This is a genomic window from Desulfosporosinus acididurans (genome assembly GCF_001029285.1).
GTDB lineage: Bacteria > Bacillota > Desulfitobacteriia > Desulfitobacteriales > Desulfitobacteriaceae > Desulfosporosinus > Desulfosporosinus acididurans.
On sequence record NZ_LDZY01000005.1, the window covers coordinates 189,041 to 211,339 of the forward strand.

General features: G+C 41.9%; 18 protein-coding genes and 1 pseudogene. 1 reads left to right on the forward strand and 18 read right to left on the reverse strand.

The features are described 5' to 3' along the window. Positions 1-96: 96 nt before the first annotated feature. The 4 genes from DEAC_RS08665 to DEAC_RS08680 form a co-directional block, all read right to left on the reverse strand. Positions 97-621, reverse strand: coding sequence for a PadR family transcriptional regulator (locus DEAC_RS08665; RefSeq protein ID WP_047809643.1), 525 nt, complete (start codon positions 619-621; stop codon positions 97-99). Between the two features lie 10 nt (positions 622-631). Next, positions 632-1,462 carry a sialate O-acetylesterase gene (locus DEAC_RS08670; RefSeq protein WP_047809773.1) on the reverse strand — a complete coding sequence of 277 codons (831 nt, stop codon included), beginning with the start codon at positions 1,460-1,462 and terminating at the stop codon, positions 632-634. Between the two features lie 382 nt (positions 1,463-1,844). Continuing rightward, positions 1,845-2,639, reverse strand: a complete 795-nt coding sequence (locus DEAC_RS08675; RefSeq protein ID WP_047809644.1) for a COG4705 family protein — start codon at positions 2,637-2,639, stop codon at positions 1,845-1,847. 298 nt (positions 2,640-2,937) lie between these two features. Continuing rightward, positions 2,938-4,263, reverse strand: a complete 1,326-nt coding sequence (locus DEAC_RS08680; protein WP_047809645.1) for a DedA family protein — start codon at positions 4,261-4,263, stop codon at positions 2,938-2,940. 649 nt (positions 4,264-4,912) lie between these two features. On the opposite strand from DEAC_RS08680, the gene DEAC_RS08685 reads away from it, so the two are divergent. Beyond that, on the forward strand, positions 4,913-5,977 hold the full coding sequence (locus DEAC_RS08685) for a glycosyl hydrolase family 18 protein (RefSeq protein ID WP_053006344.1): 1,065 nt from the start codon (positions 4,913-4,915) through the stop codon (positions 5,975-5,977). Positions 5,978-5,994: 17 nt separating this feature from the next. Here DEAC_RS08685 and DEAC_RS08690 read toward each other — a convergent pair whose 3' ends face one another. From DEAC_RS08690 to DEAC_RS08755, 14 genes and pseudogenes are all read right to left on the reverse strand, one after another. Further along, on the reverse strand, positions 5,995-6,486 hold the full coding sequence (locus DEAC_RS08690; RefSeq protein WP_047809646.1) for a hypothetical protein: 492 nt from the start codon (positions 6,484-6,486) through the stop codon (positions 5,995-5,997). Between the two features lie 253 nt (positions 6,487-6,739). Then, positions 6,740-8,065, reverse strand: a complete 1,326-nt coding sequence (locus DEAC_RS08695; RefSeq protein ID WP_047809647.1) for a cation:proton antiporter — start codon at positions 8,063-8,065, stop codon at positions 6,740-6,742. 443 nt (positions 8,066-8,508) lie between these two features. Continuing rightward, positions 8,509-8,742, reverse strand: coding sequence for a hypothetical protein (locus DEAC_RS08700; RefSeq protein WP_047809648.1), 234 nt, complete (start codon positions 8,740-8,742; stop codon positions 8,509-8,511). Positions 8,743-8,933: 191 nt separating this feature from the next. Further along, positions 8,934-14,828 carry a cell wall-binding repeat-containing protein gene (locus tag DEAC_RS22150; protein ID WP_053006345.1) on the reverse strand — a complete coding sequence of 1,965 codons (5,895 nt, stop codon included), beginning with the start codon at positions 14,826-14,828 and terminating at the stop codon, positions 8,934-8,936. Positions 14,829-14,879: 51 nt separating this feature from the next. Further along, a complete protein-coding gene (locus DEAC_RS08710) occupies positions 14,880-15,242 on the reverse strand; it encodes a LytR/AlgR family response regulator transcription factor (protein ID WP_047809649.1) in 363 nt (120 codons plus the stop codon). A gap of 164 nt (positions 15,243-15,406) precedes the next feature. Next, the gene (locus DEAC_RS08715) at positions 15,407-16,270 is read right to left on the reverse strand and encodes a response regulator (RefSeq protein WP_047809650.1); all 864 of its coding nucleotides are present in this window, start codon (positions 16,268-16,270) and stop codon (positions 15,407-15,409) included. Further along, positions 16,267-18,186, reverse strand: coding sequence for a sensor histidine kinase (locus DEAC_RS08720; protein ID WP_047809651.1), 1,920 nt, complete (start codon positions 18,184-18,186; stop codon positions 16,267-16,269). The genes DEAC_RS08715 and DEAC_RS08720 overlap by 4 nt, the downstream gene beginning before the upstream one ends. Before the next feature lie 543 nt (positions 18,187-18,729). Continuing rightward, positions 18,730-19,065, reverse strand: coding sequence for a type II toxin-antitoxin system RelE/ParE family toxin (locus DEAC_RS08725; protein WP_047809652.1), 336 nt, complete (start codon positions 19,063-19,065; stop codon positions 18,730-18,732). After that, on the reverse strand, positions 19,058-19,315 hold the full coding sequence (locus DEAC_RS08730; RefSeq protein ID WP_047809653.1) for a type II toxin-antitoxin system prevent-host-death family antitoxin: 258 nt from the start codon (positions 19,313-19,315) through the stop codon (positions 19,058-19,060). Before DEAC_RS08730 ends, DEAC_RS08725 begins: the two co-directional genes overlap by 8 nt. 192 nt (positions 19,316-19,507) lie before the next feature. After that, the gene (locus tag DEAC_RS08735) at positions 19,508-19,960 is read right to left on the reverse strand and encodes a hypothetical protein (protein WP_047809654.1); all 453 of its coding nucleotides are present in this window, start codon (positions 19,958-19,960) and stop codon (positions 19,508-19,510) included. A gap of 116 nt (positions 19,961-20,076) precedes the next feature. Then, positions 20,077-20,277 (reverse strand): hypothetical protein, encoded by a 201-nt coding sequence (locus tag DEAC_RS23510; protein ID WP_161796431.1) that lies wholly within the window; start codon positions 20,275-20,277, stop codon positions 20,077-20,079. Between the two features lie 60 nt (positions 20,278-20,337). Further along, positions 20,338-20,847, reverse strand: a pseudogene (sigK, locus tag DEAC_RS08745) (RNA polymerase sporulation sigma factor SigK); the annotation flags it as partial. Positions 20,848-21,322: 475 nt separating this feature from the next. Continuing rightward, positions 21,323-21,514, reverse strand: a complete 192-nt coding sequence (locus DEAC_RS08750; RefSeq protein WP_047809656.1) for a hypothetical protein — start codon at positions 21,512-21,514, stop codon at positions 21,323-21,325. After that, positions 21,514-22,290 (reverse strand): COG4280 domain-containing protein, encoded by a 777-nt coding sequence (locus DEAC_RS08755; RefSeq protein ID WP_047809657.1) that lies wholly within the window; start codon positions 22,288-22,290, stop codon positions 21,514-21,516. Before DEAC_RS08755 ends, DEAC_RS08750 begins: the two co-directional genes overlap by 1 nt. Positions 22,291-22,299 lie beyond the last annotated feature (9 nt).

The window sequence follows — 22,299 nt, forward strand, 5'->3', positions numbered from 1 at the left end:
AGATAGAACATTCCATTGGGGTTAGGAAATTAACAGTATACCTGAATAAAGTTAGGAGCATTGGTTGAATCTGTGACACACCATGAAAAACAAGGACTAATTTAATAGACACTCTGCATCCGTTAAGAGCGAATTAAACCACTTTAAGTTTACCAAATGGTGCGAAACTGAGTTCTCTAACATCTTTCTAAAATAGATTGGGAGCTGATGGTCTCCTTCTAAGGCATCCTTTAATAATAGAATTTTTGCTTCAGTCTGCTCAATTTGAATTCTAATAAGCTTGACCATGTTATCTCTTTTGTATTCCTTAGCAAATAAAAGAGCTGCATAAAAGGACAGGTTAACATACTCCGTTTTTGCACCATACTGGTACATCAACGTTTGAAACTCGGCTTTCCCCAGTTCAGTGATAACATAATGATGACTTTCCCGACTTTGTTCCGTTTGAATAACCTGCTTAATTAAGTTTTTTTCTTCCATTTGTTGAATATTATAGTAAAATGACCCCTTTGTAAAATTCACAATATACTTGTAGTGCCTTTCTTCCATTTTTGCCAGAAGCTCATATCCATGGGCCCCTGGATTTTGGATTAAGAGTCCTAAAATTAGCAATGGAATCATAATTGGTGCCTCACTGTTCGTTTATAAATTCTTCATAAGAGAGTTTTCCAAGTGCAAAGTCCATCTGTTTCACAAACATCAATTCAGTTGGTGTATGCATTCTAGCAATAAGTCTATCTAAAAGCTCAACCTCATGGCTTAACGGTACTAAAACATGAGTTTTTTTATCGAAGGCTTCAAAGTAGCGCAAACCAAAATATCTTTGAGATATTGAATTTACATGAATTCCATCAGGATTCCCTGTTAATCCTTGCGCAGACACAAAATAACAATGTGCTTGTTCAAAAGCAAATTGTTTAAGGCTATCGTTTATCTGCTCATACTCGACGCAATACTGCCCAAATCCTGTTTTACCTAAATAGTCTCCTAAGCCGCCAATGATGAACGGTATTTCTGGAACATTGAGGATATCTCTAAGCGCCTGCACGATTCCCAATAACTTGTCATAATACACTTCGTATTTGCCACCTGAACTATCACTTTCACCTTGATGCCACAAAATACCTGTTAAGGTGCTGTGTTTCATGGCGAATTTGGCTTCACTGATAGCATGTTGAAAAAGTTCGCCATCAACAGCCCAGTCATCTAGCGTGCTTCCGCCTTCGGCACATGGTATTAGGCCAATCGTATCTTCCGGATACTTTAAACACCACGCATCTGCAAATGAAGCTGCCAAACTTACACCTGAAACAGGACGGTCATAGTTCACAGGCTCAATCATCATTTGCCATCTGCCGTTGCGCAACATTTGTATTCGTTCGTTTATAATTGGAGGTACGTCAGACAAAAAGCCTCTACCGGCCATATTGGATTGCCCAATCATTAAAAAAGATTTAATCATCATACGTTCCTTTCTAAGAGTTACTCAAAATCAGTAACCAATTCCTATATCTTTAAATTCATGGTCTAATTAGACCAATAGACACATTATAATCTGATTAGACTATATGTCAACAAAAAAATACCCCCACTGGAAGTGAGGGCACTAACTTCGTATATAACTTTATTGGTTTATTGGTTCGAGCGATCTCACCCTGTAGACTTCAGGGACTGATTTACCGGAGTAACGACAAAACATGCCGTGCCCAAAAATCACTTCAATAAGGTTTTTGAAAATCTTGACCTGTTCCCTAAGCCATGGTAGTGCTGCCACAACCGGAAACTCCCAGTATTAATAGGACCACTAAACTTAGAGTGACAAAGGTGCGACGAACCTATTTGCCTTACCTTTGCGGTCTACCTGCCTCACGTTGGACATCCCTGAGTGTCACCGATAAATAACCGACCAATATGATGATGATTATCGTCAACACCGACACGACAATCCCGTCGCCATAACCCAGACCCGTAATGCTCTTGGGTTTGCCAAACCAGTCTGCAAAAGAAGCGCCAAGGGGACGAGTCATGATATAGGCAAACCAGAAAGCAAATATTTCGTTCAGACCAAACAAAAAATAACCCACTGCAGGAAGTACGAACAATACTATAAATAAGATTCCAGAAGCTAAGTAGCCTAGGTTTAAGGTCATTGCGGTCATATCCCCCGTGGCCGTCCCCATGGCAAATGTAGCAAGCACTGCTGCCCAATAAAACACCTCACGTCGACGTGTATAGATGCTATGGATAGATAACGTCTTTTCCACCTTGTACCAAGTCGTAAATACCACGGTCAAAATCATAGCAAAGGCGATGGTGGACGCATAATACGGAACACCTAAAACAATATGTATGACATCGGCAACCATGGTTCCAAAGATAGCAACCATGACCACGAAAAGCCAATATATCCACGCCACATATTTGCGAACTGAAAATTGTAAGATTAGCGCGATAACGAATCCTACTGCCCCCAAGATTACAGCCAAATATGGATTAATAGTATTGACCAGATAATCAGATGTCGCTTCGCCCATGGCGGTAGTCAGCAGTTTGACGATCCAAAAAAATATCGTGATTTCTGGAACTTTTATTAAGAGCTCTTTCTCTCTATTTCTGGTAACGGATGATGATTGATTCATTGGATTTACTCGTTCCCTTCGTATAAATTCTGTCACCCTGAAAATTGCAAGCCAAAAGCGTTGTTAAACTACCTGACGCCTCTAACTTCTCCGAAGTTAGAGGACTGGAGAATCTCCACATTCTCAAGATTAACATATGATTATTAAAAGAACCTTAAAAAATGGTTGTCAATGTTCAAATAGGTCACCCATGCTGCGATTATTCTGATCCATCGTAAACCAGATGTCACCTGGCTGCAGATTCTTGTATACGGAGCCGCATGTCCAGCCTCTTTGCTCCAGATATTAATGAGTCAATTTAATTCTCTGCGTTTTTGTTGCCTGGCATATTCCTGTAAAGCAGGAACTCATAAAGGAAGATACAAATATAAGTCCACAGGCCGCTGACTGTTAAAGCTGTAACCATGGCGCTTGGTGTATGAATCCGCAGATAAACGGGACTTAGTCCTAAGAAAAATAATAGCAGTGACCCTGCGATCACAATCCAAAGCCGATAGGACCAAGATTTTTCTCGTGCCAAAATATAACAAAGAACAGCATAAAATGATAAACCACCCAGTAAAAAACCAGTGTTTGAGGTTTGAAAGGGCATGATGTTTTCAAAGATACTGACGTTCTCCCCCCGGAAAATGAATCGGAAAAAATAATCAACCAAAGTTCCTCCGCCCCAAGCAATACTAAGCGGAAGAACATGAATCCATAGCTTAGTTTTATGCCAAAAGCCAAATAACACAACCAAAAAGACAATTAAGATCACAATGTGAGTACTCAAAGCATTAATTTGCTGCATTAAGTGCATCATCCAGCGTGGAGAAGCTAGTTCCAGACTGGAAGAAACCATTTCATCAAATTCAGCAACGTCGTTCGTTACAAGATCTTGAATTAGACTCATTAAGAAAATAAAAAGTCCCAGAAATGTTACAGAACCTATTATAATTAATAATCGCAGCTTGCCCAACGAACGATAATGACCGGTTAGACGCAAAAACTCCTCTGACAGCCTAGCTCCCCATCGTTCATGATTCTTATACAACAGATAAAAGATTATAAAGAGAACAGCTGCAATTAGTCCCAGCAGGATTGAGTAACGATGGATGATCGGAAGAATAGTTTTCCATTGACTGCCCAGAGTCCTGCCCAGCAGGATAAATACGCTTGTCCAAACAAAGGCCCCAAGATAAGAATAAAGAGCAAAATCCCGATAACTTAAGCGGCTTAAACCGGCAACATAGCCAGACAGATGACGTACTCCCGGAATAAAATATCCTGCCGTCAGAAGTTTACCACCATGTTGATGGTACCAATTGAGCACCTTTTCCAGGCGCTGACTTCCCGTATGTTTTCTTAGATATACCAATACTTTTGCTTCGAAAAATCGTCCCAGAAAATAAGCAATAGTAATCCCTGTTATACTTCCGATAGCTGATGAAATAATTGCTAATATCGGATTGAGCTGACCTAAAAAACTCATAAAACCTATAAATGTCAGAAGGAATTCATCTGGAAGCGGCAAGCCTAAGATTGAAACCAGCAGAATTATAAACAATCCTAAATAACCATATTGCGTAACGATATGAATTAACAATGTTTTTGGAACAGTTTTCAGGACGATATACACAAACATGAGTAATATGTGAAAAAAAACTCTTCAATGACACTAGTTTAGCCTAACAAGATTAAAAGACCATGAAAATATTATTATTTCATAACTCTTCAACTCCATTTTAAGTCAGATGGAAAAGCGAGGCTAAAGCATTTGTAGCTAAAGCCTCGTTTTAGTAATCGACTTTTTCACCCGCTCTTGGTTTTAAGAGTCAAGTTTTACATAGGATTTTACTTTGTAATTCAGTTTAATAAATAATCCGCCATTAATCCTTGTGTTCTATATTTAACCACCAGCAGCGCTAACAATGAATGTAAAGGATTCGACCCAAATAGCTAATTTCATACAATTTTAATCTTTTTTTAAATTCTTTTTCAAATTATAATGTTATAATTTTCTTAAACCAAAATGAAATGCTATCCAGTTTTAATCGTAAATTACCTATAAGCAATCCGCCAGTAAACTCGTTCAGCTAAAGCTGAACATCGGGGCTTCAGATACAATAATGTCCAGTGGACATTATTGCCGAGCCGCTTTTCCCAATAGGAATACTTAGCGGCGAAGGAGGACTCTACCCCACCTGAAGTTAACGAAGTACCCGCCCCAACTTAAGAAGTGGGGGTCTTAAAAACTGGATAAATGCAGCTTATTCGTAGAAAGGTATATTCTTATGTATAAAATAAATAAACGTTTACTGTTTTTATCTACAACTGTAGTCCTTTGTATACTAATGGCAGCGGTTTTTTTTATTACTAATTCTAAAAATACCTCTCCTAAGAGAAGTCGTTCAATTAACGGTTGGATTCCTTACTGGAATCAGGCAACAGCTATTACCTCTGTTAAGAATAATCCGGAAGTATTTAATGAGATCTCACCCTTCTGGTATGACGCATCAAAGAACGGCGATATTAAACCACTTAATAATTCGGAAGATCCTCAAATAATCAATTACGCGCAGAATAAAAAATTAATTCTCACGCCCTTAATCAGTAACGAATTTAGCTCAAGTTTAATATCCGCCATTGTTAATGATCCTGTATTGATGCAAAATCACATCCAAAATATAGTCAACATAGTAATATCTCAGAACTATTCTGGGATTGACCTTGATTACGAAAATGTTTTACCATCCGATAAAAAGGCTTTTACTTTGTTTGTTCAAAAATTAGCAAATGCACTTCATGAAAAAAATAAGCTTCTTTATGTAACCCTGACTTCTAAAACTACAGCAACTGAACACCCTGGACAGGATTATAAAGCTATAGGTGAAGCAGCCGATAAAGTCCGTATTATGGCCTATGATTACTCTTGGTCAACCTCTAGTCCCGGTCCGATTGCTCCTGTGAATTGGGTCAATAATGTAATTTCCTATGCGATATCGGTTATTAATCCGAATAAAATCGAATTGGGCATTCCCGACTATGGCTATAATTGGTCGGGCTCTAAAGGTATAGGAATAAATTATTTGCATGCAGTAAATACAGCCGCTCGTTATAACAGCAAAGTTACCATTGATCCAAATAGCGGTCCTCATTATACTTACTCAGACAAAAAAGGTGATCATACGGTATGGTTTGAAAACGAATCATCTATCCAACCTCTTCTCGACCTAGTAAACAAGTATAACCTAAACGGTATTTCAATTTGGAGTTTGGGGGGAGAAGATCCTAAAATTTATACGGCGATTAATACGAAATTCCCATCCGTCGTTGAAATTGCACGGTTAAATAAATAGCCTTACTTAAAAATATCTCACACCCAAGAGACAGTATACTCCACATTAATCGGCTTTCTAAGATTAGGATTAATTAAAAATACCTTATCTAGCTTACTATAGTTTTCACGAATATCCATATCTAAAATATACGTTCTTGAATCTAAGAGATTAAAATGCTGAGCCTGATTATTTCCCGGTGGAGTTGACCAAGTATGGCCATCAGGGTTATATGAGCGATGACACAATACAGCTTTTCCTCCACTAACTACAATTGCATAGTTATTGTGTCCCTTATGATTATCTAGCGCTATTATAGATTTCCCTTTTTGCAGTTGTCCGGTAAGTATTTGCCTTCCGGCTTTAACCGATTCTTCGTGTTCGTATTTTATTATATTAGTTTTAAATAAGGCGCTTGATATAGTTTCTCCCAATAAACTACTATCACATAAAGTAGTTTCATCGTTGTCGCAAAAAACTACTTTTTTACTATGGCGTTTTCCAATGATCGGAAGATCCACTGAAATCATTCGAAATCCCTCCTAATATCGACCTCCACTCGTCTGTTTTTCAACTTGTTACAATTGAATCAATTTAAAAAATAGCTTTTTCAACGTATCTATTGCTATATATAGTAGCTGTCTAGAATTTTAATCTGTATATAGTGGTGTCAATTCGGTTTTTAGACATTATGAATTTGTTACAATTAAATACTGACATTTATTTACGTTAACATAGAGGTTTAATATTGAATTCTTAAAGGTAAAATGCGGATAGAAAAATTCAACAAGCTTTATCAGAAAAAAGCACAACTTCTTCTTGAGGTTTGATAATGGTAAGGTCTTCATCCCCGGGCATAAGCCGTTTGCCTTTTTTCAAGATAAAACGAAGCCATGATCCCGCCATCCAAGATGTAAGCAGTGCCAGCATGACAAGAATAGCAAAAAAGTTCTGGTTAATGATCCCAAGCGAGAAGGCAACCGTTGATAATACGATGCCAGGCCCTCCACGTGCATTCATCGCAGCTGCAAAATTAGCACTTGTTAATTTATCTATTTTAATGAAACGACAAGTAAAATATACGACAAGACTTTGGACTAACGTCGCAAAGAGCAAATAGAGAACGAAGAAACCCACATTAAAGTTTTTGGCTAAATTGAGTTCCAACCCTACAATACTGAAATAGAGTGGAATAAAGAAAGCAAAGGAGATTTCATTAACACTAGCTTCCATTCGCTTAAACAAACCCTCTGGTAACGTTAATTTAGTCGCAATGCCTGCTAGCAAAGCGCCGAACATAACATCAATTCTAAGGTAACTTGCAATATCCGATAGCATCACCATAATAAATAAGAAATAACCGACAAACGACGCCCGGAATAGAAAATTCGCTCGTTTGGAGTTAATTCGCTTAAGTATCCAAGGAACCACAAAAAGGCAACCGAGTAAAAAGGCAGATGTCACCGTAAGACTTTTGAGAATAACTCCAGTATTTATACCTTGATGAGCACTGACAATTCCAGAAGCAATTGACAAGGCAACCCATAAAATAATATCGTGAACACCTGCAATACCTACCACAACTCGTGCAAACCGTGAATGCATAATGCCAAGATCAGAAAGGATTTTAGAAATTACCGGGATTGATGTTACTGCAATAGAGATCGCAATAACGATTTTTAAAGCGATTATATTATTTTCCGGCCCTAGAAATTGAGTCGGATCAAAAATATAAGTAGCCAACCACCCCATGATAAAGGGTATTATCGTCGACCCAATGATAATCGCAATCCCGATTTTTCCATCGTCTTTTTTAAATTTTGCTTGGAACTTCAGGCCTGAGGTAAACATGAGCATAATTAACCCAAGTTGATAAATGAGCCCAAACAATTTGTCTTCCCCCGGAAAGCCAAGATACAACCAATGAAAGGCATGCGGATAAAAAAATCCCAAAAAAGTGGGGCCTAAAAATAATCCTCCACACACCTCACCAATGACTCTTGGAATTGCTAACCGTTCCGCAAAGTACCCCAACAAATTAGCAAAGCAGAGTAGTAAACCTAATCCTAATAAAAAATGTGCCAGATCAGCTTCCCCTAAACTAAACATTAAAAAGACTCCTTTCCATTTTTCATTTGATCTAACATACTCATTAGAGGATATATGTTTTTGGATTAGGCGATATCATTAGAATTTCATTAAAAATAGTTTGTTTTGACCCAGAGGAATACTGGTAAATTATACATACATAAATAGGAACCGTATAGGTGGGCGTTATATTCCCAATTAATGTTGTCTGATATCCCATTTGCTGTTAAAAAAACAATTGACTTCTCTCATAAGAGGAAGTCTGATTCATACTTAATGACGAATTCTGGCTTGGCATAATACTTCTACACAAATTCTTGTTTCCTCAATTAAAGAAGCTTTCTTATTGGCAATAAGTCCAATAAGGAGTTCAATGCCAATAAGAAAGCTCGCTCTATCAATGCTAAGCTAATTAAATCAGTGTCTCGTTTGACATATGATGGATTCTATTCTGGTTTATTACATTAATGTTCTAAATCCAATTCAGAAATTGACTGCAGTATCATAACCCTTACTTTGATATCCAGACTATACCTAAACTTATCTAAGATATCTTGGCTTAACCTTAAACGATCTAAGGCAGTTTTACTTCTTATATACCAATAAATAGATTGACTATCTTCTATCTTCCTTTTATCTGATAAAAGGTTCAGGCCTTCTTCGATCAAAACTGATAAAGACTGTTCTGGGATTCCCATTTTCTCGTCTCTCCAATCTCAGTATTTGTTCAAAAGCTCAGCACTCAAATCTGTTCATTAACTACTTATCGTTCGTTTAACGCCGCAATTTCGTGAAATACCCACCCCATGTGATTGATCAACGTCTAATCACATGGGGTGATTTAATTTAATCCCTCTTTACTAATCTGGTTCCAATAAACTTATCTTGGCTATTTTCCAATCAACTGGCCCAGCTGCTGTTCGATCCCTTTATTCACGACGGCCTCTCCTCCAAAGATAGTCGCTCCGGTCAACTTTTTGCTCTCCAGATAATTCACGACTTGATCGGACAAGCTGCTGTCTGCCAAAATAATCGAGGTATTGTGATTCGCCGCATAGACGCTTCCGACCAGAGCATCCGGAAAAACATTGCCGGTAGCGATACAAACGCTTTGTCCGGATAAGTTGAAGTATTTGGCGATTGCCAGGGATGTTGCGTAGCAGTCTTCGCCGGCAATCCTCACTATATTGGTTGGCTCCAGCGAAGTTAACTGTGCTGCTTGACTTTCCACCGCTGAGCTGATAACCCCTTCTCCTCCAATAATATAGACTTTGCTGGGGTTAATGGCCGTTATTTCGTTCCTGACTTCTTCACTGAGCCCGTCTTTTTGAACTAACAGGATAGGGTATTGCATTTCCGCTGCTATACTGCCGATGGATAAGGCATCCGGATAATTTTCGCCATAGACCAGCACTATGGGGGTTCCGCTCTCGACCTTTAATTGATCGGCGATTTTAACGGCGGTTTCATAGCGGTCTGTTCCGCCAAGCCGGGTGATCTGACTGAAGCCATCGGCTTGGACTTGGGCTTCCATATCAGCACTGACTACCGCTGTTCCGCCTAAAATATAAACATGTCCTGACGGGTCAAGATTCGACTTCATGTAGTCCAAAACTTTTTCTTGATCCACTTCCGAGCTTCCAACCAGAAGGATCGGAGCATTGAGTTTATAAGCCAGCACACTGCCGGCTAAAGCATCCGGATAGTTGTTAGCTGTAGCTAAGACCACGTTGGAAAGCGTTCCTTTATAATTGGCTTGGGCAATAGCTAAAGCAGTATCGACCCGGTTCAAGCCCGCCAATCGATTAACTCCCGTTAAACCTGCATTCATCTTAAAATCCCAGTGGATCATTTTTTGACTTACAGAAATAGTCGGGCTTGTATAGGGTTCATACCCGTCCTTGGAGGCTGCGATATAGTAATCCCTGTCCGGGAAGACCATAAAGCTATAGGCTCCATTCCCATCACTGGTCTGTGGGTTCTGGTTGTTATTCGGCTTAAATCCGGATATACCGGGCAGGGCAACAACGGTATCCGGAGTTAAGCCGTTGGCCTTGTTGCGTTCTGTGTTGGCATAATACAAAGTGACCTTTGCTCCGGCAATAGCCTTGCCTGTCGCGGCATCCGTGATCAAGCCAAAAGGATCGATTAAAACTTCAGTCAGACTAGCCGTCCCACTGCCGTCAATTTTGATTTCCAGAGTGCTGATCGCAATCTTTTGGCCGTTCCCCAAATCATAGGTAATATTGTAGTTGTTGTCGCTTCCCTTGGCCAGATTCGCCACCTGAACTGTCCCGTCCGCGGAAATTGGCACTGGATTTCCTGCCGAATCGGCAATACTCACTTGAGCGGGATCGCCGAAGGGACTCATCGTTCCGTCCGATTCTCCCTGCACCGCGAGTTGTGCTGTAGTCAGGGAAACGGTATCATTGCCGCTGCCATCCTTCGTTACAGTACCTGTAATCTGGGAAATATCGGTTCCTGTCGCACCGTCTATAACGTTGCCTGTCACTGAGTTTGACGAAGTTGGTGAGGTTGACGGGGATGATGAAGTGTTTGAAGCACTGCCGCCTCCGCCTCCGCCTCCGCCACCGCCGCCTCCCGAATAGCTTGGAACAACGGTAAATCCAAGATCGTTGCTCGTAACGCCGCAGATCGTAGCGGTCACCGTACCGGAACCGGCAGCCAAAGGTGCCAGGGTACTCCCCGACAAGCCGGCAAACGAATTCCCTGAAGCCAGATTCCATTGTACGGTCTGTCCGCTCAGACTGAAGGCGTCACCATACTGATCCGTTCCGCTCAAGCTAAGATTATTGAGATCATAGGCTGCCTCACCCGCAGTGAGGTCCGGAATGGTTCCGCTTAAGGTGAGGGTGGTGAGAGTGGAAACAGACGGTATGGCCTCAAACTCTGCACTTACTGTCACATTAGCCGCGGGCATGGTGAAACTCGTGCCGGTGATGGGGTGATCGCTTCCATCGTTATATTCCAGTGTTCCTGGCTTTAGCTGCATCCCTGAGTCTGGAGTTATGGTCAAGTTTATCGCTGAACCGGAGGTGGCACTGGTTGGACTGGCGGTAATTGTTCCGCCTGTCAGGGTATCAATACTGATGGTGTAATGGTTTGCCGGTACCGGTTCAAACTGGGCCGATACGGTGACGTTAGCCGCCGGCATGGTGAAACTCGTGCCGGTAATCGGGTAATTCGTGATGCCGTCGTTGTATTCAAGTGTCCCGGGAGTCAACTGGTTCCCTGCATCAGAAGTTATGGTCAGATTTATGGCTGTTCCCGACGTTGCCGAGGTCGGGTTGGCTGTGATACTCCCCCCTGTTAGAGCAGCAATACTCACGGAATAACTAAATGGGGTGCTGACGCCGCTGCCTGTTACAATACATGTAGCGTTTACTGAAGAGCTAAGAGCAGGAATTGTCAAGGCCGCAGAAGTTGTTTCGCCGCTTGTACCAGCTCCGCTCCAGGCATAGGTATAACTGTTTGCACCTTGTCCTGCTGCTGTGATAACGAGCTGTTGTCCGCCAAGTACAGCCGTTCCTGAAGTTATAGGCGCTGAATTATAGGTTGCCGATATAGCGCTGCTGCTTGTCGTACCCGCATCAGTGACTGCAAATTGAACGGTGTAGTAGTCGAGGTCTTGTGACACAGCCGCATTATTGATGACGACCGTCGCGCCGGTATCAACTCCACCATCTAATATTTTCCATGTGCCGTTTGCCACATTGGCCGTAAATACACCACTTGTTTCGGTTGTCGGGGTTGGTGTTTCGCTGGCCTGCTGTAAGCTTATGGTCTTGCCGGAACCTGCCCACGCACTTCCGTCTTTTTTCAAGTTTATAGTTGCTGTGTAAGAAGGAGTAACGGTCAAAGGCATTAAAACCTGAGCCGTGATCCTTTGGGTGGTGCTGAGCCAGCCCGTTGAAGCAGAGGCCATATTAAGATTGTTCTGGGTTATAGTGATTGTGCCGGTAATATTTGTGTTACCCACTGCGACGCCGTTTACGGTTGTGCCTGAAACAGTGGCCGCCGAGGGATCTGAAGATGAATAGGGGCCAAAACTTACGGCAAAGGCGTCGCCAAGTTCCGAAGCCCCCTGTAATACAGCGGCGGTATCTTCTATCACATGGGTTTGACTGCCGGCCGCGATGGATGACGATGCCAGCTTCGCGAACGGGGTGGTTTCCCCCATGGTATCGATTGCGGTAGTACCGCTGCTATTCCCAACCCCGCCATTGTATCCACTGTAATAGCAGCTTTGAATCGTTGCCGCGGACCCACCCATGCCTTCAACACCGCCGACATAGGTGGCGCCGCTTCCCGTATCCGACACATTGCCGGTATTATAGCAGGATTGAACAGCACCGGCAGTATAACCCACAAGACCTCCGATGCATCGGCTATTATACCCTGAATCCGACACACTGCCGGTATTATAGCAGTTTTGGACGGAAGATCCGGGCTCGGCATAACCCGTAATACCGCCGATAATTGCACTACCATTCCTTGAATCCGACACGCTGCCGGTATTGTAGCAGTTTTGTACAGTCGCACCAAAGTCAGTAAATCCCACAATACCGCCGAAAGACTCTGACCCCGTGCCAGACATACTGCCGATGTTGTAGCAGTTTTGTACAGAGCCAAGAGTAGAACCCACAACGCCGCCGACATAACTTCCTGCACCTGTCACATTTCCGGCGTTGTAGCAGTTTTGTACAGAACTGCCAAAATCAACAGAACCCACAACGCCGCCGACACGATCTCCCGAGGCTGTCACGCTGCCGGTATTGTAGCAGTTTTGAACAAGAACACTGCCATTAGTCCCCCCGACAATGCTGCCAACATAGCCGCTGCTCGACACAACCGTACCGCTAATGCCGACATTTTTTATTACGCCTCCGCTGCCGCCAAGTTCTGCGACAGCATTATACAAGCCTTGACCCATACTGGCAGAATTTAGATATAACCCACTGATAGAATAATCAGCACCGTCAAAGGTTGCATAAAACATCGTAGTACTTGTGTCTGTGCCGATCGGCTTCCAACTGTCAGCCCCGTCTGCAGCGCCCGTTATCTGCTGATTATACTCTGCAGGGGATATGTCAATATTTCCGGTCAGTTGAAAGATTTTCGTGTTATTTGCTTGGCCTTCATAATTCCTTACCAAATCCAGTTGATAAGCGTTGGAAATAGGATAGGTCGAACCGCTTACGTTAAATTCTCTGTCAATGCTGGTGTCGTCCCCCGTGTAGCCAAAGGCCTTCAGGACAGGATAACCGTTATTTACCTCGTTCGTGCTGCTGAATACCCCGCCGGTTGCGTATTGCGTCGGCGCCGCGCAAAAATCCGCACCGATGTTTGTTAACAAATTAGAATCGGCTACGCCGGTAAATGTGTGTTGAGAATCGGATGAGTCGTAATAAATTTGCGTGAGGGCTGAATTAACATTGCAATCAGCATAAGAGTTTTCAATAGTGCCGTAGCCTGCAACACCGCCGACATGAGAACCGCCCGTCACATTGCCCATGTTGTAGCAGTCTTGAACAGTATCATAATTTTCACCCACAACACCGCCGACATAAGTCCCCAAGCACGTCACGTTGCCAGTGTTATAGCAGTCCTGTATAGAACCTTGACCTATAACACCGCCAACAGCAGCGCTGGTGATCGTCGCCGTCACACTGCCGGTGTTATAGCACTTCTGTACAGAACCAGCACCAACACCCACAACGCCACCAACATTGTTGCTTGCGCCCGTCTCCGTCACACTGCCGGTGTTATAGCAGTTTTTAACATTATTGGTACCGGCAGAACCCACAACGCCGCCGACATCGCTATTTGAGCTTGTTATGCTGCCGGTGTTATAGCAATTTTCAACAGAACCGGAATTTGTCTGCCCCACAACACCACCTACGCCAGGCCCCGAACCTGTCACATAACCTGTGTTGTAGCAGTCTTGAATAAAGAGAGAATTAGTATATCCTACAACACCACCGACACAATAAGCAACACCGCTGGCTTTAACAAATCCGTTGACAACGCCGAGATTTTCGATACTTCCGCTGCCTGTTCGACCAAACAAGCCCTGGAAGGCCTCAGCTGAGTTGATATAAATTCCTTCCACAACGTTGTTCTGCCCGTTGAATATGCCATTAAATAGATTTGTATTACCAATGGCAGTCCACGGATAAGCCGAAACATCAACGGACGCTCCGAGATTAACTGTTTTTCCGGTAAAGTCAGTTCCGCTGTTGACAAGATACGCAAGCCCGGCCAGCTGAGCTGCCGAGGAAATTGTGTAAGACGAGCTTCCCGATGTGTACCAGGATGTGTCGTAATTGCCGCTGCTTGTCCAGCTTGTTCCGGAGGCTTCAGTCTGAGCTTCATATTCCGCGGTGATTGTCGGACCGTTTGTTACATAGTAAAAGAAATACGTCGTTGCAGGGTTAATGGTGACCGCCGTAGTTGTGCTAATCTTGTCCATATCTCCGTTTGTAAAATAGGCGTAAGGTTGATATGAACTGCTGCTGTACAGACAGGACGCCGAGCTGAAGTCAGTTGTCAGCGTCCCGTCCGTGCTCATATAAACTTTGTAGTCTGCAGCGCCGGACACGGGCATCATGTTTATGCGCACCCCGTCAGGATAAGCGTTAACTGTGAAACCTGCTGCGCTGGATAATCCAGGACCTGCATAGACCGGTTGATTTACGCCCACCAGAATGGTACATATCATGACAAAAACCATCGCAAGACTCAATAACTTTTTCTTTCTCACAAATTCATTCTCCTTTCTTTTTCCCTACAAACCTCTTCTGATACCATTGATTCATTTCTTCCTTCCGAAAGCCTGTCGCAGCAATTGGCCAATTGTCTGCTGGCTAAATGGCATCAATAAAAAACCATCAGCCTCGTACTCAAAGGCTTCCACTGCATCCTCTTTCTGACTGCTGATGAAAATAACTTGGGAGAGCGGGTTTCGTTCCCGGATCATCACAGCAAGCCTGAGACCATTCAGCTCCGCTTTGCCCAGCCGGATAAAGGCGATATCGGGTGGATGTTCAAGGCTGTCTTTTTCCGCTGCGCTGAATGTGGGATACATTCCCTGAGAATCCAAGATTTCACAGCCATCCAACAGTTTCTTTAGCTCCAAGCTGTTTTGACTATCCGGATCAGCAATGATATAGTTCATGCATAACTCCCACCTCCGTAGAATCTTTCTTATCTTAAAACAATCACCCTAAATGAACCCTAAATCAAAAGTGGCCTACAGGAATGATTTTCCTATAAGCCACTTTTCTTAAAGCCTTATATTTCATCGATTTTCGCGTTTTTGTTTATATTTGCAAAAAAAATTTATTTTTTCAACCTGGTTATGACACTCCTGCACAGAGCATCAAGTTCAGCAGCTCTCGGGTAGGCCCAGTCATATCCACTGGCTTCCATATATCCTTTTTGCATAAGCTGCTCAAGATGATGGAGGTCTTCCTTTCTTTTTATCTGATTTTCTCTAATCATCTCTTCAAGCTGATAAATGTCACAGTCGACTTTGTTCGTCACAATTCTATAATTGCCGCGTGCACTTTCAAGGATCTGAGACAGTCCGGCTTCTGCTAATCTTTTCCGCAGCAAATAGGTAGTGGCATGGAAATTCGTTTGCGCCTTTTCAGAATTAAAGTCCGGCCAAATAGCATCCGCTATCTTTGCCCAGTCCAACGGCACTCCATTTTTATGTACCAAAAACGCTAATACTTCCTTTGCCTTAGAGTTCTTCCATGTCATAGCTTTTCCGTTTAAAAACACCTCAAAGCCGCCGAAACATTGAATAAATGGTTTTTTGGAACGTGTCGCTGTTCGATCGGCTTTTAATAATCGCCTTATGGTTTTACCCAGCCTTTCCTCCGTCAGAGGCTTCATAATGTAATCCATAGCCTGTAATTCAAAAGCCTCAACAGCATATTGATTAAAAGCGGTGACAAAAATTATATCGATAGTTTCATTGAGATTTTGTATTTGCTCTGATAATTGAAGGCCATTCACTCCCGGCATTTCGATATCTAGAAAAACAGCGTCAAGTGGATTCTCCTTTAAGTAGCCGAGAAGCTGCTCTCCTGTTTCAAACAAGCCACATAAATTAAGCTCTTTTATACCTGAAACCATCCTTTGAAATCTTTCCAGAACATGTACTTCATCATCAACTGCTGCAACCCTCAATTTCATGCAACCTCCGGTATCGAAAATTTTACGCAGGTATATCCCGGCTCACTGCTGATTTCAAGACCTCTCCCGTATAATTTGAGGAGCCGGTTGTGTATATTAAGAAATCCAACACCTTGGATATTATCATGTCCGCTTAATATCGCCGCCAGTTTATCACCGTTGATACCGACACCGTCATCTTCGATCTTTATGTAAATATTGCCATCCTTCTGCATCATTTGCACAGTTACAGTACCGCCTTCAGGCTTTTTTGAAATGCCATGCCGGACGGCATTTTCGACCAAAGGCTGGAGGATAAGCACCGGCATTTGAAAATCAAGAGATATCTCAATCTTTTTACACAGCTGTATTTTCTGCCCAAAACGCGCTTGTTCAATATTGAAGTACGTATCGACAAACTCCAGCTCCTTTTCTATGGTCACCATTTTATCCAGGTTGTTAAATCCCAGGCTGCCTCTTAAATAGATCGCCAAATCAATAATCAGTTTGCCTGCTTGCTTCGCGTCTTTTTCACACACATTGGCAATGGCACTGAGCGCATTGTAGAGAAAATGGGGCTTGATCTGAGCTTGCAAAAACGACATTTCCGTTGCCATTATTTTGTCCTTCAGTCTGTCCGCTTCGAGCAGCTTTTCATTATACAAAATAAGCTTTTTATGATTCATGGCCTGCTGTCTCGCCTGAACAAAGGACATCGCCAAAATAACGACAAAATTCCCTAATAAGAACACACATGATAAATTGGTGCTGCCAATCAATATAAAATTAGCGATATCTTCATTCATAGCCCAAATCAAAATGCAGATGGCGGTGAACATTAAAACAGCATTGTCTCTCTTTCGAAGAACGGCTTTCATCAGTACACCCATAATATAAAGCATTTGCAAAAGCAAAAGAATGTATAGATAATTCGTATAAAACGACATAATCTCAGGAATTGCAATCATAAGGAATACATCAAAAACAAGACTGGGAAGGAGGATTAAGCTCATTATTTTTTTATTAAATTCCAAAGGATAGATGCTGTAAACAAACAAAATTACCATCGCCACATAATTATAGCCCGTTAAATAGTTGATATACATTTTTAGGTTAGGAGAAACATTGGGAAATACAATCACCAGAGGTATTTCGCCCCATATCAGGGACCGCACAGCTGTTAGAAAACAAAAAACAGCAAAAAACAGGGCTGTCTTGTTTTTGGTCTGAAGGAGAAAGAGGAAAAAATAATGAATGCCAAATATTAAGACACCGCCCATTAAGAGCAGCTGCAGGATTAACATCATCATTCTCTGCTGTTCCAATACCTGCTTTGATCCAAACACAGGGGCAAAGCGAAGCCCTCCTGTGGCGCAATTCAAATTGCCTACCTGAAAAACCAGATCAATCTTCTGTGTATCCTTCGGCAGATCAATAATGACGATTTCATCATCGTTTTTGAAGTTCGCCTTGCTGTTCAATGCGCTGCCAACTTTTGCCATTAATTGCCCGTTGACGTATAATTTATAAGCATTAGCGACACTCTGAATGCGGAGAGCAGGGTCTTTCAATGTCGACGGATAATAAAGTGACAACCTGTAGGTGGCAATACCCTGACAGGCATAATGAGTACCAGCATTATCAGACCAGACGCCTGGAACTTTCATGAACGAATCCATTTGCGGCCTATGTCCGGGTTTAAAATCCTCCGGCATCAGCAGTTTATTCCAATAGAACTCCCACTGCCCATCTAATGCAACTAATGTATTGTGACTAAAATCGATGCCTGATAAATCTGCCTTGCCATCATGCACAATGATTGCTGAACTAAATAATAACACGTTGATCAAGGTATAGATCATTATTGCCGGAACTATTATAACGAGCATTATCCGATATTTAGAACTGATTTTTGTCCATACCGTTTTCAGATCCACAATTTAACCATTTCACTTTCAACTTATTTTTTTAGGCAACTGTTACTCATTTTGCTCGTTGGCAGAAACACCTTTCCACTTTGCTAAAATGGAAGTGATGCAACCCGCGCTTTCATATCTAATTCAATCATTATCCCCAATTTCCTGCATAAAGTAGTCAATATATAAAAAATACGTCAAAATACACCACGTTTTGCCAAAATTTAAGCTCAGCCGTGCTTCCTCTGCATTCTGCACAAATTCTTACTTCCCAAATTAAAGAAGCTTCCTTATGGGCAATAAATTGTTTATGGCCCACAAGGAAGCTTACTCTATCAATGCGGAGTTAACTGGGATCAGCCTTCATTTGGCTTTTTCTTGTTTAAGTGCTTAGGATTTGACAATTACGTTCAAAGATATTCCACTTTAGTTTAATGCATTATAATTATTTTTAGCCAAAATTAATAGACCCTGCTCTAAGCAGATGCCCTTTAATTTACCTAAATATTACATTCCCCAACAACACCCTGTCTCTGCAAAAAAGCAAACAGTCTCCGTTTGCAGCTATTCTGCATCATCGTCATTTTTTAATGTATAAAATAAAACGCACAAATAATTACGTCTCCCGTACAACACGCGGTCTATATGTACCTCGATGCCCGTGACGCGGTAAAAAGCGATATATTTCCCGCAAACAAGAAACCGGTAATCACTTTCAAATTCGATAATTGAAGACAAAGGAGGCCCTAATTCAGCAAAATTCCGCAACTTTTCAATGGTGTCCAATATTTCTAACACAATCTTTTTAGCGGCTGCGGGATTTTGTAATTCATTATTTATATAAACCCATATCCTGTCAAGATCATTCAGTGCCTCGACTGAATAAAGTAGTTTATTCATGAACCTTTCCAGCGAAACGAGCTTTCACATCTTCATGCAGAAGCCACCCTTTTTCCTCGCCAGACTTTTGTCCCTTAGTAAGCTCGCTCATCAGCTTAATTGTCGCCTGTGTTTTTTCGAAATCCGCAATATCGACAATTGCATATCTTCCACGACCATTCTTAGTTAAAAAAACTGGCTCGCCCACGGAAACATCGCGCAAAACCTCGTTGTAATTTCTTAGATCTGAAACGGGCTTTATTTTCGGCATCAATATCAGCTCCTTTTTGCTGATATTATTATATGCATATTAATCGTAGAATTCAACAGCAATTAATTATACAAGTCTTGCGGGTCCACGCCAACATGCAATCCATTTCTGAATATGAGGTCCATGAAAACTAACTTAACTTAACTTACGATGAAGTAATGCCAAAGTGCTGTGGGTGCTAGATAAGTCAGGTTAGCAAACACATTCATGCAAACTAATTCCTCTCCCACCACAAAAGCGAATGCGCACCCCGTCAGAATAAGCGTTGAACGTGAAACCTGCCGCGCCGGAGTTTCCACCGGCTGCATAGACCAGTTGATTTACGCCTACCAGAACGGTAATATCATGACAAAAACCATCAGCCTCGTACTCAAAGGCATCCACAGCGTCTTCTCTCTGACTGCTGATAAAAATAACTTGGGAGAGCGGGTTTCGTTCCCGGATTACCGCGGCAAGCCTGAAACCATTCAGCTCCGCTTTGCCCAGCAGGATAAAGGCGATATCGGGCGGATGTTCAAAGCTGTCTTTTTCCGCTGCGCTGAATGTTGGATAACTTCCCTTAAAATCCAAGATTTCACAGCCATCCAACAGTTTCTTTAGCTCCAAGCTGTTTTGACTATCCGGATCAGCAATGATATAGTTCATGCATAACTCCCACCTCCGCAGAATCTTTCTTATCTTAAAACAATCACCCTAAATGAACCCTAAATCAAAAGTGGCCTATAGGAATGATTTTCCTATAGGCCACTTCTCTCAAAGCCTTATATTTCAACGGTTTTCGCGACTTTGTTATATATTTCAAGCCCTGCCATACCGCTTGCTTCCATATATCCTTTTAGCACCAGCTGTTCGGTGTCGGTTATCTTTGAACTTCCTGCACAAATTCTTGCTTCCTCTATTAAAGGCTTCCTCATTGGCAATAAGTCAATAAGGTGCTCATTTGCCCATAAGAAAGCTCGCACTATCAATGCAGAGTTAATTAAGTTCAGTTCTTCAATTTCCAGTGAATCATAGTGATATTATTATTTCGGATCAATCCTCTTCATCTCTTCCATCAGCTTTTGAATCGCCTTCTTTTCAATCCTCGACACATAAGACCGGGAAATCTCAAGAACTTTAGCAATTTCACGCTGGGTCCGCTTCGGGCTGTTCATGAGCCCATAGCGCAACTGAAGCACCATTTTCTCTCTTTTGGTCAACTTTTTGACAAGCTCCAATAAGGCCTTTTGCTCCGAAGCATTTTCAACTCTAATAGAAATATCCTCTTCATTAGAACCCAGAACATCAATGAGTGAAATCTCGTTTCCCTCTTTATCCATCCCGATAGGATCGTATATAGACACTTCCCCTCGGGATTTCTTCAAGGATCTCAGATGCATCAAAATTTCGTTTTCAATACACCGGGCCGCATAAGTTGCCAGCTTGGTCCCCTTCCCGGGATCAAAGGTGTTGATGCCTTTAATTAAACCAATGGTTCCAATGGAGATCAGATCATCCCCATCCTCTCCCGTTCCGTCAAATTTTTTGACGAAATAAACGCAAATAGAGTCTCCCGTTCAATCTAAATTTAAATCTACCATACTTGTACCTTTTTATTCAATACCAATGTCTAGAATTTGCACCTCACATGTAAATTTGCCCCGATTTTCAACAACTGAAAGTCAGGGCAAATTTTAATACTACTTTTTGTTCCACCGCTTACAGAATTTCTTATCATTTGAAATAGAAAGAAAGAGGATATAGCCAGGGATACCAATGGATAGAAAATAGCAGAAGCTAAAGTGCTGGTCGAGTTTAGTTTCCCACATTATTATTTGCCAAAATTAATCCACCTCAGGGGTAAATGTTCTTTCTTTGGAAAAAGTTACGGTATCACGATTATTCTCGCGGTTAAACTCCGAACTATATAAGTCTAAGTCGACGGCACCTTTAACAGGTACTGCTATGTATCCTATGACTTCTTAAAGTTTAATCATGGCTAAAGAAATTTTACGACTATCATTAATATTAAGATAATCTTTCCCGTCTGAGAGAAAATCCTAAACTAAACGAAATCCCCAGCACAAAAACGACCAGCGAAACCAGGTTGGGGACCTCCCACTTTTCTAAAAGTTTGACAACGATAATCGTGACAGCAACACCCCAGAAAATTCTCCAATCACCACAGAAGAAATCAAATATCTTCTTGAATATATTCATCAGCTGTTTCCCCCTGCCATGAGTTTTCTCTTCTGCTCAATTCCATATGGCGTAAGCCATTTAATAACTATTAAACTTAAGGCTAAATAGAAAATAATCAAAGCTAATAATATCAAATCAGCATAGGGCCATTGAATTCCTAAACCTTCTCCGGTCCAGAAAGTCCCGAAAGTAACCAGCATTATTCCAACAGAAAATTTTAAGGTATTTTCCGGAATCTTTGTGAGCGGGCCTCGAATTAACAATCCCAGGATCACAACAATGATTAATGCTAATAAAGCTCCCTCCGCAGCTGTCCAAATCCCACTAAACTTATCCGCAGATACAGAAGACCCAAAGGTAATAACAATAAAAGCAACTTCCAGCCCCTCCAAAAGAACACTTTTATAAGACGTGAGAAAACCAAAACCGTTAAACTTCGAAGGTTCAGCTTCCCCGTGGGCCCGAAGTTTTTGCATTTGCTCTTCATAAATCGCTGCTTCATCATGCATGGATTTTAGACCGCTGTAACGAAGCAACGCTTTTTTAAGCCATTGCATGCCAAAGAGAATCAGAATGGTCCCAATGACTTGCCTCAAAACCTCAATGGGAATAAACATAACTAAAGTTGAACCGAAAACAGCCACCAAAACTGCCAGGGTCAAAGCTGCTGCCCCGGCGCCCAGGAGACTGCTCCTCCAATTAATAGTCACTCCAACAACTAAGACAATCGTAAGAGCTTCAACAAATTCGACCATTGAGGCCAGAAAAGACGGTAAAATTGAAGACCAGTACATTTGCATTCT